Source organism: Pseudomonas sp. RIT411 (assembly GCF_003057735.2).
In the GTDB taxonomy this organism is placed as follows: Bacteria; Pseudomonadota; Gammaproteobacteria; order Pseudomonadales; family Pseudomonadaceae; genus Chryseomonas; species Chryseomonas oryzihabitans.
Window position 1 is genome coordinate 1 of sequence record NZ_QBIZ02000016.1, and the last position, 18420, is coordinate 18420.

General features: G+C 66.7%; 15 protein-coding genes. 9 read left to right on the forward strand and 6 right to left on the reverse strand.

What is annotated here, in order from left to right; genetic code table 11:
* Window positions 1-288 precede the first annotated feature (288 nt).
* The gene (locus DBY63_RS18995) at window positions 289-666 is read right to left on the reverse strand and encodes a hypothetical protein (RefSeq protein WP_007162001.1); all 378 of its coding nucleotides are present in this window, start codon (window positions 664-666) and stop codon (window positions 289-291) included.
* 270 nt (window positions 667-936) lie between these two features.
* Here DBY63_RS18995 and DBY63_RS19000 point away from each other — a divergent pair, with 270 nt between their 5' ends.
* The 8 genes from DBY63_RS19000 (at window position 937) to copD (ending at window position 9201) form a co-directional block, all read left to right on the forward strand.
* A complete protein-coding gene (locus tag DBY63_RS19000) occupies window positions 937-1734 on the forward strand; it encodes a DUF5020 family protein (RefSeq protein WP_027600758.1) in 798 nt (265 codons plus the stop codon).
* 69 nt (window positions 1735-1803) lie between these two features.
* Window positions 1804-3180: a nucleobase:cation symporter-2 family protein gene (locus DBY63_RS19005; RefSeq protein WP_027600307.1), complete on the forward strand. Its 1377-nt coding sequence runs from the start codon at window positions 1804-1806 to the stop codon at window positions 3178-3180.
* A 70-nt stretch (window positions 3181-3250) separates the two neighbouring features.
* The gene (locus tag DBY63_RS19010) at window positions 3251-3907 is read left to right on the forward strand and encodes a TetR/AcrR family transcriptional regulator (protein ID WP_027600306.1); all 657 of its coding nucleotides are present in this window, start codon (window positions 3251-3253) and stop codon (window positions 3905-3907) included.
* On the forward strand, window positions 3904-4488 hold the full coding sequence (locus DBY63_RS19015; protein WP_042137249.1) for a YigZ family protein: 585 nt from the start codon (window positions 3904-3906) through the stop codon (window positions 4486-4488). Before DBY63_RS19010 ends, DBY63_RS19015 begins: the two co-directional genes overlap by 4 nt.
* Window positions 4489-4683: 195 nt before the next feature.
* Window positions 4684-5895, forward strand: coding sequence for an ammonium transporter (locus tag DBY63_RS19020; RefSeq protein ID WP_058792203.1), 1212 nt, complete (start codon window positions 4684-4686; stop codon window positions 5893-5895).
* 211 nt (window positions 5896-6106) lie between these two features.
* Window positions 6107-7897 carry a SulP family inorganic anion transporter gene (locus DBY63_RS19025; protein ID WP_074583894.1) on the forward strand — a complete coding sequence of 597 codons (1791 nt, stop codon included), beginning with the start codon at window positions 6107-6109 and terminating at the stop codon, window positions 7895-7897.
* Between the two features lie 33 nt (window positions 7898-7930).
* A complete protein-coding gene (gene copC, locus DBY63_RS19030; RefSeq protein WP_007162008.1) occupies window positions 7931-8302 on the forward strand; it encodes a copper homeostasis periplasmic binding protein CopC in 372 nt (123 codons plus the stop codon).
* 2 nt (window positions 8303-8304) lie between these two features.
* Window positions 8305-9201: a copper homeostasis membrane protein CopD gene (gene copD, locus DBY63_RS19035; protein ID WP_108582571.1), complete on the forward strand. Its 897-nt coding sequence runs from the start codon at window positions 8305-8307 to the stop codon at window positions 9199-9201.
* A 34-nt stretch (window positions 9202-9235) separates the two neighbouring features.
* Here the strand turns inward: copD and DBY63_RS19040 are convergent, their stop codons facing one another.
* From DBY63_RS19040 to DBY63_RS19055, 4 genes are all read right to left on the reverse strand, one after another.
* Window positions 9236-9841 carry an outer membrane beta-barrel protein gene (locus DBY63_RS19040; RefSeq protein WP_044342477.1) on the reverse strand — a complete coding sequence of 202 codons (606 nt, stop codon included), beginning with the start codon at window positions 9839-9841 and terminating at the stop codon, window positions 9236-9238.
* A 168-nt stretch (window positions 9842-10009) separates the two neighbouring features.
* The gene (locus tag DBY63_RS19045) at window positions 10010-11020 is read right to left on the reverse strand and encodes a class 1 fructose-bisphosphatase (protein WP_007162011.1); all 1011 of its coding nucleotides are present in this window, start codon (window positions 11018-11020) and stop codon (window positions 10010-10012) included.
* 164 nt (window positions 11021-11184) lie between these two features.
* Window positions 11185-13281 carry a glycogen debranching protein GlgX gene (gene glgX / locus DBY63_RS19050; RefSeq protein ID WP_108582572.1) on the reverse strand — a complete coding sequence of 699 codons (2097 nt, stop codon included), beginning with the start codon at window positions 13279-13281 and terminating at the stop codon, window positions 11185-11187.
* Window positions 13282-13547: 266 nt separating this feature from the next.
* A complete protein-coding gene (locus tag DBY63_RS19055) occupies window positions 13548-15989 on the reverse strand; it encodes a glycogen/starch/alpha-glucan phosphorylase (protein ID WP_108582573.1) in 2442 nt (813 codons plus the stop codon).
* Window positions 15990-16160: 171 nt separating this feature from the next.
* Here DBY63_RS19055 and DBY63_RS19060 point away from each other — a divergent pair, with 171 nt between their 5' ends.
* The gene (locus DBY63_RS19060; protein ID WP_007162014.1) at window positions 16161-16907 is read left to right on the forward strand and encodes an SDR family oxidoreductase; all 747 of its coding nucleotides are present in this window, start codon (window positions 16161-16163) and stop codon (window positions 16905-16907) included.
* Window positions 16908-17053: 146 nt separating this feature from the next.
* Here DBY63_RS19060 and DBY63_RS19070 read toward each other — a convergent pair whose 3' ends face one another.
* Window positions 17054-18409: a chloride channel protein gene (locus tag DBY63_RS19070; RefSeq protein WP_077171638.1), complete on the reverse strand. Its 1356-nt coding sequence runs from the start codon at window positions 18407-18409 to the stop codon at window positions 17054-17056.
* Between the last annotated feature and the right edge of the window lie 11 nt (window positions 18410-18420).

Here is an 18420-nt window from a genome sequence, read left to right on the forward strand (position 1 = left end):
ATTGATTTGAACTTTTTCGTTTCAACTCAACCACTTGCGCTTACCTGACCGGTCTAGCCAATCTCGGCAGCGGGAGGCGAATCCTACAGCATCCCGAGACGCTGTCAACCCCCTCCGCTTCATTTCGCTGTCACCCGAAGGTGAGAGCCAAATGGCGAAGAATCCGTGGACCCCTCGCCCGGCTCAGACCTAAGTGCTTGATTTTCAAGCCGCTTCAGCGACTGCGCCGGAAGTGGGGCGCATTATAGGGGAGTTTCAGAGCAGGTCAACAGGTTATTTCAAAAAACTTCAATAAAGGGGGATGGGCGCCAGCCGATACCCCGCCTCGGTCGCGATGATCCGGTACTGCTTGATCTCCCCAGGAGTCAGCAGGATGGATTGGGCGACGCTGCTGGCCATGGGCGCCGCGCAACCCCCCGGGCCGGAAGAGGTAAGGCTGACGGCGATCTCGCCAGGCGGCAGATTGAAGGAAGCACTCTGACCGGCCATAAGGGTGCCGGCGAGGCGCCCCTGAATCACCAGACCTATGTCGCATCCCGAACCTGAGTAGGCATCGCCCCGGGTGATCATGAGGATGCCTGGCTGTCCCGTCCCACCCTGGGGGACCTGAGCCGAGGCGAAAGAGCAGCAGAGCAAGGCCGTCAGCATACCGATAAGCAACTTCATGACTATCTCCTGCGGGGTCGCCCAGCACCTTAGCACTGCGCGGCCCCCTGTGCGCTGTTTCGCAGCAGCGCCGCTGCGGGCGCCCCTTCAGGGCACGAAAACTGAGCAAGTGGTCAGGTTTGGTGCCCTGCCAAACAGCTGAAATTTCCCGGAATCCTTATACAAGGCGTTGAAAAATAACTATTTTCTCCCGCCCGCCGGAGCTTGGCGTCGATTTTGCTGAGCACGGCGGACGCTGCACATAACGAGAAAGCACTTCCAGGAGCCTACATGCGCAAGACCCTAACCACCGCGCTGCTGACCGCCAGCCTGTTCACAGCCGGTGCCGCCCAAGCCGCTGACAGCCCACTGCTGTGGCACGGTGAAAGCCTCACCTATCTATATGGCAAGGATTTCCGGGTCGATCCCCGCATCCAGCAGACCGTCACCTTCGAGCATGCCAGCAGCTGGACCTGGGGCGATCTCTTCCTCTTCGTCGACAGCATCTGGTTCAACGGTGCGACGAACGCCAGCGACGGTCATCAGGGCTTCTATGGCGAGATCAGTCCGCGACTGTCCTTCGGCAAGCTGTCCGGGCGGGACCTTTCTTTTGGTCCGGTCACCGATGTCCTGCTCGCCACCACCCTGGAATACGACCAGAACGATGGCGAAGGCGCCGGCCGTGACCAGCGCAACTATCTGGTCGGTCCGGGTTTCGACCTCAAGGTGCCGGGCTTCGACTACTTCCAGCTGAATCTCTATTACCGCAAGCCGGATGGCGGCAGTGCCCCCTCGGGTGCCTGGCAGCTCACGCCGGTCTGGGCCTACACCCTGCCCCTGGGCAATTCGGATCTGCTCATCGATGGCTACATGGACTGGGTGATGAACAACAAGGGCAGCTATCACGCCAATCTGCACTTCAATCCCCAGGTCAAGTACGACCTGGGCAAGGCCATGGGCTACGAGGCCAAGCACCTCTATGTAGGGACCGAGTACGACTATTGGTCGGACAAGTACGGCATCAAGGACAGCGAGGGCTTTCGTACCGACCAGAGCGTTTTCAGCTTCCTGGTGAAGTATCAGTTCTAGCCTGGCCAGACCCACTTCTGGCGCTGCAGCCGCCTTACCGGCCCGCAGCGCCACTGCGAGGTAATCACCATGCCCACTCCCGTCCGCGATGATCTGCTCTATGGCCTGGACGATCGCCCGGCCCCGCTCGCGGCCTTTTGCGCCGCCCTGCAGCACGTCCTGGCGAGCTTCGTAGGGATCGTCACCCCACCGCTGATCATTGCCGGCGCCCTGGGGCTGCACGAGCACCTGCCCTATCTGATCAGCATGGGGCTGATGGTGTCGGGCGTCGGTACCTTTCTGCAGGCGCGGGGTGCCGGTGGACTGGGCGCGGGCATGATCTGCCTGCAGGGCACCAGCTTCTCCTTTCTATCCGCGGTCTTGGCAGCCGGGATGCTGGTCAAGCAGCGCGGCGGGACGCCGGAGGACATCCTGGCGATGATCTTTGGCGTCTGCTTCTTTGGCGCCTTCGTCCAGATCGGCCTGAGTCGCTGCCTGGGTCTGTTGCGCCGGGTGATCACGCCACTGGTGACCGGCATCGTCATCACCCTGATCGGCATCAGCCTGATCAGGGTGGGCGTCACCGATCTCGGCGGGGGCGCCAAGGCCGCCAATTTCGGCGCACCGATCAACCTGGCCCTCGGTGGTCTGGTGCTGGTCGTCATCATCGGCCTGAATCTGTCGCGGCGTCCCTGGTTGCGGCTGTCGGCGGTGATGATCGGCCTGCTGGTGGGCTCCCTCGCCGCCTGGACCTGTGGCCTGCTGAAACCTCAACCGCTGCCGGACCTGCCCCTGGTCAGCGTCCCCCTCCCCTTCCATTTCGGCTTCGCCTTCGACTGGTCGGCCTTCCTCCCGGTCGCGCTCATCTATCTGATCAGCACCCTGGAAACCACCGGCGACCTGACCGCCAACTGCCTGATTTCGCGGCAACCCGTCGAAGGACCCGGCTATCTGCGGCGGTTGCGGGGCGGGGTCCTGGGTGATGGGGTCGCCTGCCTGCTCGCCGCCACCTTCAATACCTTTCCCAGCACCACCTTCGCGCAGAACAACGGGGTGATCCAGCTGACCGGCGTGGCCAGCCGCCATGTCGGCTACTGGATAGGCGCCATCCTCCTGGTGCTGGGTCTGTTCCCCGTGCTGGGCGCCGTCCTGCAGCAGATTCCCAAGCCGGTGCTGGGCGGTGCGACCCTGGTGCTGTTCGGCAGTGTCGCCGCGGCCGGGATACGGCTGCTGGCGCACTGCACCCTGGATCGCCGCAGCCTGCTGATCATCGCCACCTCCCTTGGCGTGGGTCTCGGTATCGCCAGCCAGCCGACGCTGCTGGATCAGCTGCCGCCACTGGTGAAGAATCTCTTCGACACCGCGATCACCAGCGGCGGCATCACCGCCATCCTGCTCAACCTGTTGCTGCCCGAGGAGCGCCGCGCAGCGGTGACGGAATGCAGCTCGCCAGCGCCACACCGGTAAAACAGCCCTTGTGTCCAGGGCCGGGGGTACGCTATTGATGCCTGCCGCGCCTCAGGATCCTCCAGTTGTCATGACCCTTCTCGTACCCGCCCATCACGCCGGCCAGGATAAGCCGGCCGGACGCATCCGGCAGAAGAATGAGGAGTTGATCCTGAGCGCGGCGGAGGAAGAATTCGCCCGCCATGGCTTCAAGGGCACCAGCATGAACACCATCGCGCAACGCGTTGGCTTGCCCAAGGCCAATCTTCATTACTACTTCAACAACAAGCTCGGCCTCTATATGGCCGTGCTGGGCAACATCCTCGAACTCTGGGACAGCACCTTCAATCACCTGACCGTGGAAGACGATCCGGCGGCAGCCTTGAGCCGCTACATCCGCGCCAAGCTGGAATTCTCGCGTCGGCAACCGCTGGCCTCCCGGATCTTCGCCATGGAGATCATCGGCGGCGGTCATTGCCTGTACGAGTATTTCGATCAGGACTACCAGACCTGGTTTCGCAGCCGGGCAGCGGTGTTCGATGCCTGGATCGCGGCTGGCAAGATGGATCCGGTGGATCCGGTCCACCTGATCTTCCTGTTGTGGAGCAGTACCCAGCACTATGCCGACTTCGCCAGCCAGATCTGCCAGGTAACCGGGCGCACCCGCCTGACCCGGCAGGATTTCGACGAGGCAGCGCGGACCCTGACCCATGTCATCCTCAAGGGACTGGGTCTTCAGGCACCATGACCTTTACCCTGATCCAGGATGCCGCCTGCGAGGAAGAGGTGCGCAAGAGTCGTTTTCTCGCCCTCGCCGCGCCCGTCACCACGGTGGAAGCGGCCATGGCCTTCATCGACCGCGTGAGCGTGCCGACCGCGACCCACAACTGCTGGGCCTGGAAGCTGGGTAATCAATACCGCTTCAATGACGACGGCGAACCCGGTGGGACGGCGGGCCGGCCCATTCTGGCCGCCATCGAGGGGCAGGATTGCGATCAGGTGGTGGTGGTGGTCATCCGCTGGTACGGCGGCATCAAGCTGGGTACCGGCGGCCTGGTGCGCGCCTATGGCGGTTGCGCCGCCCGTTGCCTGCAACAGGCGGACAAGCAGCCGCTGGTGGTGCGGCAGGACTATGGCTTCGCCTGTACCTATGCGGAGTGGCCGCTGATCAAGGCGCGCCTGGCAGCCCTGGCGGTGCTCGTGCTCGCCGAGGACTATCAGGCGCTGGAGATCGACTTGCGGATTGCGGTCGAGCCCCAGCGACGCGACGAGGTAGCGACGCTGCTGAGCAACCTGAGCAGTGGTCGTATCGTGATGCGTGCGCTCTAGCGGCACGACCTTTGCTATCTCCTGGTGCACGCCCTTCCGATTCGCACCGCCCTGGCGCATCCCCGCGCTAATTCCCCGTTGCGCTCTGCTTGGCGGCAAGACTGAACCTGCCGAGAGCTGCAGCACGCCCTAAAAGCGCGCATCAAGCAGCCGCCAGGCATGTTTTTGGTGCAACCCTTAGCGACGACTGCCCTGATGAACGAATTGCCTTCCGCTGTGGCGACCCTGGTCCACAGTGCCAATACCCTGTTCCTGCTGCTGGGTGCCGTGATGGTGCTGGCCATGCACGCCGGTTTCGCCTTTCTCGAAGCCGGTACCGTGCGGCACAAGAATCAGGTGAATGCGCTGTCCAAGATCCTCGCCGACTTCGCCATTTCCACCCTGGTGTATTTCTTCGTCGGCTACTGGATCGCCTATGGCGTGACCTTCTTCGCGCCTGCCCAGGTGCTGACCGCCGACAGCGGCTATGGGCTGGTGAAGTTCTTTTTCCTCGCCACCTTCGCCGCAGCCATCCCGGCGATCATCTCCGGCGGCATCGCCGAGCGGGCGCGTTTCGTCCCGCAGCTGTGCGCCACCGCGCTGATCGTGGCCTTCGTCTATCCGTTCTTCGAAGGCCTGATGTGGAACAACAACCTGGGGCTGCAGGACAGGTTCGAAGCGCTGTTCGGCGCGCGCTTCCACGATTTCGCCGGCTCCGTGGTGGTGCACGCCGTGGGTGGCTGGCTGGCGCTGGCGGCCGTGCTGCTGTTGGGGCCGCGTCAGGGTCGCTATCGCGAAGGCCGGCTGGTGGCCTTTCCGCCGTCGAACATCCCCTTTCTGGCGCTGGGCTCCTGGATCCTGATCGTCGGCTGGTTCGGTTTCAACGTGATGAGCGCCCAGAGCCTGGCAGGCGTCAGTGGCCTGGTCGCGCTGAATTCGCTGATGGCCATGGTCGGCGGGACGGCGGCTGCCCTGCTGCTCGGGCGCAACGACCCCGGCTTCCTGCACAACGGGCCCCTGGCCGGCCTGGTCGCCGTCTGTGCCGGCTCCGACCTGATGCATCCGATCGCCGCCCTGGCCACCGGGCTGGTGGCGGGCGCCCTGTTCGTCTGGGCCTTCACCGCGGTGCAGACGCGCTGGAAGCTGGACGATGTGCTGGGCGTCTGGCCGTTGCACGGCCTCTGCGGCGCCTGGGGCGGCATCGCCTGTGGCCTGTTCGGCCAGACCGCACTTGGCGGCCTGGGTGGGGTGAGCGTGCTGGCGCAACTGGCGGGCACGGGACTGGGTATCGCCGTCGCCCTGCTCGGCGGCCTGGCGGTGTACGGGCTGCTCAAGGCCGTGCTGGGGCTGCGTCTGAGTCAGGAAGAGGAATACCAGGGCGCCGACCTGTCGATCCATCGCATCGCCGCCAACAGCCACGACGGCTAGCGGCCGAGGTTACCCACAGGGACCGTGTACAGTGATGTGGATAACCCGTGCATGAAGTCACGAGAACGCCACAGAGACCGGGCTGGCGGCGACTGGTGAAGAAATGAACACGGCCTCGATGTCGTGGCGGCGAACGGCGACGGCGGGACTCGGGTAGCCCACCGGCGACCGGAATCGGTAGAGTGGGCGACCCTTGTTCCAGGAGCGCCCCATGCCCGCCCTTTCGACCCTGCTGCCCTGGCTCCGCGAGGTGGACCGCACCACCCTGAAGGCGGATCTTGGCGCGGGTCTGCTGGGCGCGGTCCTGGCGCTGCCCCAGGGCGTGGCCTTCGCCACCCTGGCCGGACTGCCTCCGCAATACGGCGTCTATGGCGCCGTGGTGCCCTGCATCGTCGCCGCCCTGGCGGGCTCCAGTCGCCATGTGGTGACCGGGCCGACCAACGCCAACTCCCTGGCCCTGCTGGCGGCGCTGTCTCCGCTGGCGCTGGCGGGTTCCGGCCCCTATATCGATCTGGCGCTGGCGGTGACCCTGCTGGTCGGCATGCTGCAACTGACGGTGGGCGCCCTGCGCCTGGGCGCGGTGGCCAACTTCATCTCGCCCTCGGTGCTGCTCGGCTTCATGAGTGGCGCCGCGGTGCTGATCGGGCTCTATTCGCTCAAGGATTTGCTCGGCTTGTCGCCGCCATTGGGCACCTCGGCCTTTGGCGTGCTCGGCTATGTCGTCGCCCATCCCCTGGCGATCCACTGGCCCTCGCTGGTGATCGGCGTGGTGACCCTGGTCGCCACCCTGCTGCTGAGGCGGCTGCGCCCGCGCTGGCCAACCATGCTGCTGGGTCTGCTGGCCGGTTGCCTGAGCGCCTGGATCCTGGAGCGCAGCGTGGCGGGCGCGGCCCAGGGGATCGCCACGGTCGGACGGATCCCCTCGGCGCTGCCGCCCTTCCATCTGCCCAACGTCACCCTGCAGGACCTGGGCAATCTCTCCGGCATCGCCGTGGCCCTGACCCTGGTGGCCCTGGGGCAGTCGCTGTCGATCGCCAAGGCGGTGGCCCAGCGCTCCGGACAGCGGCTGGACGTCAATCGCGAATTCCGTGGCCAGGGCCTGGCCAATCTGGTCGGCGGCTGCTTTTCGGCCTATGTCTCCTGCGGCTCGCTGAATCGCTCCATGCCCAATTTCGAAGCCGGGGCCCGCACCCCGCTGGCGGCGGTGTTCGCCGCCCTGCTGGTGGTGGCCCTGGTGGCCTTTGGCGGTGCCCTGATCGCGGCCATTCCGCTGGCCGCCATCGCCGCTACCCTGCTGCTGGTGGCGCGCGGGCTGCTGGACCTGGGGCGCTGGCGCGAGGTGCTGAGGGTCAGCCGCACCGAGGCCCTGGTGGCCGGGGTGACCTTGCTGGCGACCCTGACCATCCCGCTGGATCGCGCCGTGCTGCTGGGCACTCTGGTCTCCCTGGTGGCCTACCTCTATCGCACCTCGCACCCGGCCATCCGCCCGCTGGTGCCGGATCCCCGTACCCCCGAGCGCCGTTTCACCCCGCTGGACGAACTGGGCCAGCCGGCGCAGGAGTGTCCGCAACTCAAGCTGGTGCGGGTTGAAGGCTCGGTGTTCTTTGGCGCCGTGCCCCATGTCGGCGATCAGCTGGACGGCTTTCGCAGCGCCCAGCCCGGTCAGAAGCACGCCCTGTTCATGACCAAGAGCATGAATTTCATCGACCTGGCGGGTAACGACCTCTGGCGGCGCGAATGGCGCGAGCGACGCGCCCAGGGTGGCGATCTCTATTTCCATCGCCCGCGCACGCCGGTGCTGCAGTTGTTCGCCAAGACCGGCTTTCTCAAGGAGCTGGGCGACGGCCATATCTTTTCGTCCAAGGATCAGGCCCTGCGCAGCATCTATCCGCGCCTGGATCCGGAGGTTTGCCGCAGCTGCACCGCCCGGACCTTCGTCGAGTGCGCGGCACGCGCGGCGGAACAGGCGCCGGGCGCGGACGCCACTCGGGCGGACTGCTAAGCTGGCGGTTTCCTTCTGCCGCTGGAGTTCTCCATGACCGCTGCCCTGCGTCTCGCTCGCCGTCTCGCCCTGACCTCTCTGCTGTTGCCGGGGCTGGCCCTGGCCCATGGTCACCTGAAGAGCGCCGAGCCCGCCCCCGACAGCACCAGCCCGGCACCGAAGCAGCTGAGTCTGAGCTTTTCCGAAGGGGTCGAGGCGTCTCTGAGCCAGGTGCAGCTGCAGCGGCTGGAGGGTCAGGCCAGTACGGCGATCACCACCGGCAAGGTGATTTCCGGTGGTGACGAACGCACCCTGGAGGTGCCGCTGGAGGCACCGCTGGAAGCGGGCCGCTACCAGGTCAAATGGCGGGTGCTGGCCAAGGACGGACACAAGACCCAGGGCGATTATCGCTTCACCGTCCAGTAAGGATGGACGGCGGACTGGCGACGCCCGATGCCTGGCGCCCCCTCGCCCGCGCCCTCTTTCTGCTGCCGCTGCTGCTGACCTGGGGCTATCTGGCGCTGGCGCTCTGGCTGGGTCGCCCTGCCTTGAGCGGCTGGCTGCTGGAACGGGCGCGCCCTGCGGCCCGCCTGCTGGGGGCCCTGCTGCTGCTCGGGGTGCTGAGTCTGTTGCCGCTGCAGGCCGCGCTGGTCGGCGATGGATGGACGGATGCCTTCAACCTGCCGCTGTGGCAGCTCTATCTGGCCACCGAGGCCGGCCAGGGCTGGCGCTGGCAATTGCCGCTGGGCCTGCTGCTGGCCCTGTGGCTGCTGGCGGGACCCGGGATGCGTGGCGTTCGCTGGCTGTGGGGCTTGAGTGGCCTGCTGCTGGCCAGTCTGGCCCTGGGTGGCCATGCCGCCGCGACCGCGGGCGCGCTCGGCGGGGTGCACCGGTTGAACCAGGCCCTGCATCTGCTCACCACGGGACTCTGGCTGGGCAGTCTGCCCGGGGTGTTGCTGTGCCTGGGGCGGCCTCCGGCCCGGCTCAGGGGGGAGGTCCAGCGGCTGCTGCGCGGTTACTCGCTACCCGGGCAGATCTGCGTGGCGCTGGCCCTGCTCAGCGGCGCGTTCAACAGCCTGCTGATCCTCGGACCGGAGGGCCTGCTGCGGTTGACGCCCTACTCCGGCCTGCTGCTGGCCAAGGTGCTGGTGGTGGCGACCATGGTCGTCCTGGCCCTGGCCAATCGTTATCTGCTGGTGCCGCGATTGGGACAGGGACCCCAGGCCTGGCAGCTGCTGCGCCGGGCCACGGCCGTGGAGATCGCCCTCGGGGTGGTCGCCGTCACGCTGGCGGCGGCCTTCTCGGGTCTGGATCCCTTCAGCTGACAGCCGGGGCGAACGCTGTCGCCCCGGCCACGCCTCAGAAATAGACGTTCATGCCCAGGTAGATTTCCTTGCTGCTGTCGAGCTGGCTCGAACCCAGCTTGCTGCCGTCCTGATCGATGTCCGGCTTGGCATTGCTGCGCAGGTAGCGATAGCCGGCTTCCAGGGAGGTGCGGTCGTTGACCTGCTGCAGGATGCCGGCCTGGACCCCGGCCACATAACCGAGGTCGCTGTCATGGCCGAAGCTGGAACCATCCTGGGTGACCCGGGCGACGCCCAGGGTGCCGCCGCCAAACAATTTGGTGCTGTCGCCCAGGGGATAGAAGGCATCGTAGCTGCCGGTCAGGTCCTGCTGCTTGAGTCTCAGGCCATCACTGCTGCCGCTGGCCTGGTCGAGGGTGGCGTAGTAGCGACCGGCATCGTTCTGCTGACCGAGGCGCAGCCCCCAGGTGTTGCTGCCATCGATGGCACCATCGGTATCGGGGCTGTTCAGGTTGCGGTCGAGGGCGTGGCTGTTGCTGAAGTTGTCGTAGCTCTTGCCATAGGTGAGGCCGGCGAAATTCTGGGGATCGGCGGCAAAGACCTGATGACTGGCCAGGGCCAGCAGGCCGAAGAGGACGACACGGGATTTCAGGGCGTTCATGGTGAAAGGCTCCTCACGCGATGCGAATACAGCCCGACCGGCTGCGCGGCCATCTTCGGCGGCGGCGGATTAGCGCAGGATTAAGGGGACTGAATCGGAGCTGAACGCTGAGGCAGGACACGAGCGGAGCAGCGGACCGCCCGTTGCAGGCGGCCCGGCTGGGAGGGATCAACGCTGACGGTGGTACTCGGTCACGCGCTGCACTTCTTCCTTGGAGCCCAGGAACACCGCCACCCGCTGGTGCAGGCCGTCCGGCTGGACGTCGAGGATGCGCTGGTGACCGTTGGTGGCGGCGCCACCGGCCTGCTCGACCAGCATGGACATGGGATTGGCCTCGTACATCAGGCGCAGCTTGCCGGGCTTTTCCGGCTCGCGGGCGTCGCGCGGGTACATGAAGATGCCGCCGCGGGTAAGGATGCGATGGACGTCGGCCACCATGGAGGCGATCCAGCGCATGTTGTAGTTCTTGCCCAGGGGACCTTCCTTGCCAGCCAGCAGCTCGTCCACGTAACGCTTGACCGGGGCTTCCCAGTGGCGCTGGTTGGACATGTTGATGGCGAATTCGGCAGTGGTCTCGGGGATGGTGATGTCTTCGTGGGTCAGCACGAAGCTGCCCAGTTCGCGATCCAGGGTGAAGCCCTTGACGCCGTCGCCCAGGGTCAGCACCAGCATGGTCTGGGGACCGTAGATGGCGTAACCGGCAGCTACCTGCTCGGTGCCCTTCTGCATGAAGGCTTCTTCGGTCACGTCACCGGTGGTGCTGCTGACGAAGTCCTTGCGCAGGATGGAGAAGATGGTGCCGACGGAGACGTTGACGTCGATGTTGGACGAGCCGTCCAGGGGGTCGAACATCAACAGGTAGGCGCCCTTGGGATAGTGACCCGGAATCTGGTGTACCTGGTCCATTTCCTCGGAGGCCATACCGGCCAGGGTGCCGCCCCATTCGTTGGCTTCCAGCAGGATCTCGTTGGACAGGACGTCCAGCTTCTTCTGCACCTCGCCCTGGACGTTCTCGGTGCCCATGCTGCCAAGCACGCCACCCAGCGCCCCCTTGGACACCTCGTAGCTGATGCGCTTGCACGCCCGTGCCACGACTTCGATGAGGAAGCGCAGGTCGGCCGGGGTCTTGTGGCTGCGGGTCTGCTCGATGAGGTAACGACTGAGGGATATCCGGGACATCGCGGTGCTCCTTGTAATGATGGGCGCGAGTGTAGCGCCAAAGCTCAAGCTCCGTCTCAAGCAGAGCGGACCGTCAGGCCAGGTCTGCCAGCCAGTGCCGATTCCGTACGCTGTCGCCGGGGCGACGAGGCGCCGGGCACCGGCGGCCGGCAGGGAACGCGCGTCTAGGGCGCGTTCGGGGTCTCCACGGCCAGCAGTACGCCTCGGCCAACACGGAGATTTTCGGCGCTGGGATAGACTGCCGAGTCGGGTTCCAGTTCAGGCTGACGGCTGTCCAGCTGTATCACCCAGTGATGTCCGTCACGTGACGGCGGCAGGCGCAGGTCGATTTCCTCCCGCCGCGGCTGGAAGGCCAGCCAGATCCGTGCGGCCTGGGGCTGATCCGCTCCGTCGAGGGGCTCCAGGGTGAGGGCGAGCGGCAGGCTGCCCCCGGCCTGCCAGCGGCCGTCGTCCATCGGCGCACCGTCGGCATCGAGCCATTCGATCCTGACCCAGCCACGGGGATCGGGGCGTCCGAGCAGCCGCTGCGCCTGCAGGGTCGGTAGTTCCTGGCGCAGCGCCATGAGCCGGCCGACGAAGGCGCTCTGCCGCTGCCCGGCCGCGCTGGCGGCCTGCTGCCAGTCCAGCCAGGACAGTTCAGTGTCCTGCACATAGGCATTGTTGTTGCCCTGCTGGGTGCGACCGAATTCGTCGCCGGCGGTGAGCATGGGTTCGCCCCCGGCCAGGATCAGGGTCGCCAGCAGGGCGCGCTGGTCGGCGGCGCGGGCTTCCAGGACGGCGGGGTCATCGCTCGGTCCTTCTACGCCATTGTTCCAGCTCTTGTTGTCGGTGGTGCCGTCGCGATTGCCTTCGCCGTTGGCCTCGTTGTGCTTTTCGGCGTAGCTGACCAGGTCGGCCAGGGTGAAGCCGTCGTGGGCGGTGACGAAGTTGACGCTGGTGCGCAAGGGGCGATCACCCGCACCGAAGAGATCGGCGCTGCCGGCCAGACGGGTCGCCAGGGCGCCTCTCAGGCCGTCGTCGCCGCGCCAGAAGCGGCGCACGTCGTCGCGGAAGGCGTCGTTCCATTCCTGCCAGGGCGCGCGGAAGGCGCCGACCTGATGGCCGCCGGGGCCGATGTCCCAGGGTTCCGCCACCAGTCGCACCTCACGCAGCAGCGGATCCTGGGCCAGGGCCTGCAGCAGTGGCGCGTCGCGATCGAAGCCGCTTTCCAGGCGACCCAGCGCAGGCGCCAGGTCGAAGCGAAAGCCGTCGACACCGGCGGCGGTGACCCAGTGGCGCAGGCTGTCCAGGGTCAGGCGCAACGCCGGCGGGCTGTAGAGCGCCAGGCAGTTGCCGCAGCCCATGTCGTTGATATAGCGCGCCGGATCGTCCGGCTGCAGCCGGTAGTAGCCGGCGTTGTCCAGGCCGCGCAGATTGAAGGTGGGGCCGAGTTCGTCGCCTTCGCCGGTGTGGTTGAAGACCACGTCGAGCAGCACCTCGAAGCCGGCCGCCTGCAGGGTGGCCACCGTCTCGCGCAATTCGGCGAGGGCCTCGCGCCCGGCCAGGCGCGGATCGACCGCCGCCATGACCACCGGGTTGTAGCCCCAGTAGTTGGCCAGCCCCAGGGCGGGCAGATGGCGATCGTCGGCCCAGGCGGCGATGGGCAGCAGCTCCAGGGTAGTGACGCCGAGGCGCTGCCAGTGCTCGATCAGCGCCGGATGGCGCAGCGCCGCCAGGGTGCCGCGCTGGCGGGCGGGCACCTGCGGATGCAGCTGGGTCTGGCCGCGTACGTGCAATTCGTAGATCAGTCCCGCGTCGCGGCGCTTGGGCGCTGGCGTCAGGCTATCGACCGGCGGCAGGACGATGGCCTTGGGGACATGGGCACCGCTGTCGCGCGCGTCCGGACGATTGGGATCTTCGGGATGGAAACCATAGGTGCTGGGATGCAGCTGGAAGGGCCGGTCCACCGCCAGGGCCCAGGGGTCCACCAGCAGTTTGTTGGCGTTGAATCTGAGGCCGTCCTGGGGACGGTAGGCACCCTGGGCGCGCAAACCGTATCTCAGACCCGCTTTGGCACCGGCCAGGAAACCATGCCAGACGCCGCCTTCGTGTTCGCGAAAGGCCAGACGCTGGGTCTCGGCTTCCCCCTTGGCATCGTAGAGGCAGAGTTCGACGGCTTCAGCCGCCGGCGACCAGACGGCGAAGTTGATGCCGCCCTCGACGAGGGTGGCACCGTAATGGGCAGGATTGCCCGCTTCGAGGCGGGTAGAGGTGCGGGGCATGGGGACTCCGGTGACGGGCTTGCGGGGCGGATGCTGCAAGGATGTAGACGGTGTGGAAGCCGCGGGTTCTCAATCGGGGGATAGCTGATCGTGGCCAGGGCCGGCCGCCGTAGGCTGGGTTGAGCGTAGCGAAGCCCAGCAAATCCTGCCTGGGCACCTACTCTATGGTGGTCCTTATCGCGGCCATGGGCCGCTCCTACAGGAGGGTGCCTTGCCCGTAGGAGCGGCCGCAGCGGCGGACCGCCATGGCCGCGAAGCGTGCTCGACTACAGCGCCTTCCAGATTTCCGTGGCGTATTCGCGGATGGTGCGGTCGGAGGAGAACCAGCCCATGCTGGAGGTGTTGATCACCGCCGATTGCCACCACCTGTCCGGCTGCTGCCAGCGGGTCTCGACCTGGCGCTGGGCCTCCCAGTAGGCGTCGAAGTCGGCGCAGACGAGGAAGCGGTCGTGCCAGGTCAGGACGTCGAGCAGGCTGTTGTAGCGGGCCGGATCCTCGGGCGAGAACTGACCGGCGCGCAGACCCGCCAGCACCTGGGCCAGGCGTGGCGAATTCTCGATGATGTCCGAGGAGATGCCGCCGCTGCGCTGGCGCTCTTCCACCTCGGCCGCCTTGAGGCCAAAGATGAACATGTGCTCTTCCCCGATCAGTTCGCACATCTCCACGTTGGCGCCGTCCAGGGTGCCGATGGTGAGGGCGCCGTTGAGGCCGAACTTCATGTTGCTGGTGCCCGAGGCTTCCATGCCGGCGGTGGAGATCTGCTCGGAAAGATCCGCCGCCGGAATGATGACCTCGGCCAGGCTGACGTTGTAGTTGGGCAGGAAGACCACCTTGAGCAGATCACGGGTCAGGGGGTCGTTGTTGACCACCTTGGCCACGTCGTTGGCCAGCTTGATGATCAGCTTGGCCTGGTGATAGCTGGCGGCGGCCTTGCCGGCGAAGATCTTGACCCGCGGCGTCCAGTCGCCGTTGGGGTTGTCGCGGATGGCCTGGTACAGCGCGATGGTCTGCAGCAGATTCATCAGCTGCCGCTTGTACTCGTGGATGCGCTTGATCTGGACATCGAACAGCGCATTGGGATCGAGGTCGATCTCCAGCCGCTGCTTCACCAGGCTGGTGAAGGTGTCCTTGTTGCGCTGGCGCTGCAGGGCGAAGCGCTCGCGGAAATTGCTATCGTTAGCATAGGGCTTGAGCAGCGGCAGGGTCTTTTCCGGATCGTGCAGCACGCCCTGGCCGAGGGTATCCACCAGCAGGTCGGTGAGCGCCGGGTTGGCCTGGTGCAACCAGCGGCGGAAGGTGATGCCGTTGGTCTTGTTGTTGATGCGATCCGGATAGAGCCGGTGCAGCGAGCGGAAGACCGTCTTGCGCATCAGGTCGGTGTGCAACCCCGAGACGCCATTGATGCTATGCGAGCCAAGAAAGGCGAGATTGCCCATGCGCACGCGGCGCCCCTGGCTTTCGTCGATCAGGGAAACATAGGAAATCATGCCGCCATCGGTCTCGCCGCGGGCGCGCAGGGAGTCGAGGAACTGGGCGTTGATCAGGTAGATGATCTGCATGTGCCGCGGCAGCAGGCGTTCCATCAGCTGTACCGGCCAGGTCTCCAGGGCCTCGGGCAAGAGGGTGTGATTGGTGTAGCTGAGGGTGCCGACGGTGGTGCTCCAGGCGGCGTCCCAGGGAATGCCGTGGACGTCCACCAGGAGCCGCATCAGCTCGGCCACGGCGATGGCCGGGTGGGTGTCGTTGAGCTGGATGGACACGTGCTCGGGCAGGCTGAGCAGGTCGCTGTGCTGCTTGAGGTGACGGCGGGTCAGGTCGGCCAGGGAGGCGGCGACGAAGAAGTATTCCTGGCGCAGGCGCAATTCCTGGCCGGCTTCGCTGCTGTCGGCCGGATAGAGCACCCGCGAGATGCTCTCGGCGCGGGCCTCGTTGGCCACGGCGCCGACGTGGTCGCCGGCGTTGAAGGTTTCCAGGTGGAGGATCTCCAACGGTCGGGCGCGCCAGAGTCTCAGGGTGTTGGCGCCCTCCCCGCCCCAGCCGATCACCGGGGTGTCATAGGCCACCGCGCGGATGCGCTCGCCGGGCGTCCACACCTGGCGCCGCGGATCGCCTTCGCCATAGGGGGCGACGTGACCGCCGAAGCCGATCTCGTACACCACCTCGGCGCGTTCGAATTCCCAGGGATTGCCGAAATCCAGCCAGTTTTCCGGCTGCTCCAGCTGGAAGCCGTCGGCGATCACCTGGCGGAACAGCCCGTGCTCGTAGCGGATGCCGTAGCCGTGGCTGGCGATGCCCAGGGTGGCCATGCTTTCCATGAAGCAGGCGGCCAGCCGGCCGAGGCCACCGTTGCCAAGGGCGGCGTCCGGCTCCAGGCCGCGGATGCGTTCCAGGTCGACGCCGAGGTCGGCCAGGGCGCGACGGGTCTCTTCGAGGATGCCGAGGTTGGACAGGCTGTCGATCAGCAGGCGACCGATGAGGAATTCCAGGGAGAGGTAGTAGACGCGCTTCTGGCCGGTGCGATAGGCGTCGCGGGTGCGACTCATCCAGCGGTCGACGATGTAGTCCCGGGCGGCCAGGGCGGTGGCCTGGAACCAGTCGTGGTCGAGGGCGTTGTCGGGATCCTTGCCGACGGCATAGGTGAGCTTGGAGAGGATGTTGGTACGGAGCGCGGAAACTTCGTTGGGCGAGATGAAGCGGGGTCTCGTCATCAGGATTGACCTCTGCAAGCGCTTAGGAATCAGATCGCGAAGTGGCCGCGGATAATGCGGCGCGTGCCGTTCGCCTTACTTTTAGGCGAAACGACGGGGACGTCCAAGCTTTTTTCGCCACATCAGACGGTTAGCCGTTACCCCTACCCTCTCTAGCCCGAGGTTTTCATCATGCGCAAGACCCTGCTCATCACCGGCGCGAGTCGTGGCATCGGCCGCGCCACGGCCCTTGGCGCCGCCCGCCGCGGCTGGAACGTCGCCTTCAACTATCGCCATGACGAGGCCGCGGCCCGGGCCACTCTGGCCGAGATCGAGGCGCTGGGCGTGGAAGGCCTGGCGCTGCGCGGCGACGTGGCCGACGAAGCCCAGGTGCTGGCGCTCTTCGAGCGCACGGTGGAGCGCTTCGGCGGCCTGGACGCCTTCGTCAACAATGCCGGGATCGTCGATCAGTCGCAGCCGCTGGTGGACATGAGCGCCGAGCGATTGCGACGGATGTTCGAGGTCAACGTCTATGGCGCCTTTCTCTGTGCCCGCGAGGCGGCTCGCCACCTGTCGCGGGAGCGCGGCGGCCGCGGTGGCGCCATCGTCAATGTCTCTTCCATCGCGGCGCGTCTGGGCTCGCCCAACGAATACGTCGACTATGCCGCCAGCAAGGCGGCGCTGGACACCCTGACCCTGGGCCTCGCCAAGGAACTCGGCCCGCACGGGGTGCGGGTCAATGCGGTGCGACCCGGCGTGACCCTTACCGACATCCACGCCAGCGGCGGCCAGCCGGGCCGCGCCGAGCGCCTGGGCGTGACCACTCCGCTGGGGCGTGCAGGCGAGGCCGAGGAGATCGCCGCCGGCATCCTCTGGCTGCTGTCGGACGAAGCCTCCTACACCACCGGCGCCCTGCTGGATATCGGCGGCGGGCGCTAGGGCCTAGGCTCTGTACGAAAAGTCGCCGAGCGACGGTCAGGCGAGGCGAAAAACGCTGAGGAAGCGGAGTTTACGAGTGGTAAATGAGCATTCCGAAGCGTTTTTCAACGAAGCATCACCGAGCGCAGGCATTTTTCGTACAGGGCCTAGTCGCGGCGGGGCGTCAGGGCGTTGAGCACCTGCTGCGACAGCGCATGGTAGAGCGGCACCGGCATCAGCCAGCCGGAGACGGCGGCGGCCAGCAGACAGGCCGCCAGCACCGGCAGCGCCATGTCCGGGCTGTGGGCCAGCTCCAGGGTGATGACGGTGGCGGTCAGCGGGGTGCGGGTGACCCCGGCGAGGTAGGCAGCCAGCCCCAGCAAGGCGCATTGCGGCAGACTGATACCCGGCAGCCAGTCGACCAGCCAGGGGCCCAGGGCCGCCCCCACCGCCAGCGAGGGCGAGAACAGGCCGCCCGGCACCCCGGCCAGGTAGGAGACGACGTTGGCGAGGAATTTCCACAGCAGGAAGTCGCCGCCGGTCATGGGTTCGCCAGCCAGGATGGCATGGGTCTCGGCGTAACCGGTGCCGAACACGTGCTGGCCGGAGAACAGCCCCAGCGCCGCCAGCACCAGGCCACAGCCGGCGGCAAAGGCCACCGGGCGGCGCCCGCGCAGGGCATTCAGGCGCCCCAGCCAGCCCCGGTCGGTGGGCAGCACCAGGCGGCCGTAGCAACCGCCGAGCAGTCCGCCGATGACGCCGATCACCGCTACGCCGATCCAGCCCAGGCCCCAGGTCAGGTGCAGGTCCAGGGCGCCGAGATAGCTGTAGGGGCCGACGATGCCCAGGGTGACGATGCCGCCGAGCAGCACGGCGGTCAGCACCAGGCCGCTGAAGCGCTGCTCGAAGGTATGGGTGAGTTCCTCGATGGCGAAGACCACCCCGCCCAGGGGGGTGTTGAAGGCCGCGGCGATCCCGGCGGCGCCGCCAGCGAGGATGAGTCCGGACAGGGTGCGGCGGCCATGCAGGCCGAGCCGCTTGCCGAAGCCGTAGAGCAAGGCGGCGCCGACATGCACGGTGGGTCCTTCCCGCCCTACCGAGCCACCCACCAGCAGGGCGCCGGCCGTGAGCAGCAGCTTGGCCAGGGCGATGGGGGGCGCCAGCAGCCGGGCGCGCAGGTCCGCCTCAGGTCGTTCGAGGGTGACGATGACTTGGGGGATGCCGCTGCCACGGGCATCGCGCAGCGCGCCCTGGGTCAGCCAGACCAGTCCGGCGAAGCCCAGGGGCGTCACCAGCCAAGGCCAGATCGCGCTGTGCTGCAGCAACCGCTGGAAGAGGCCGAAGCAGGCATCGGCCAGCCAGGCGAAGCCCAGACCGGCCAGGCCCACCAGCACCGCGCCGACCCAGAAGGCGACGCGCTGGCGCCACTCGCGCAGCCGACGGCGCCGGCGATGGCGCAGCAGATGCAGCCGACGCCGGGCGGCGACTTCGGGATCGGTATCGGGATAGACGGGATCGGACATGGAGAAGAGGC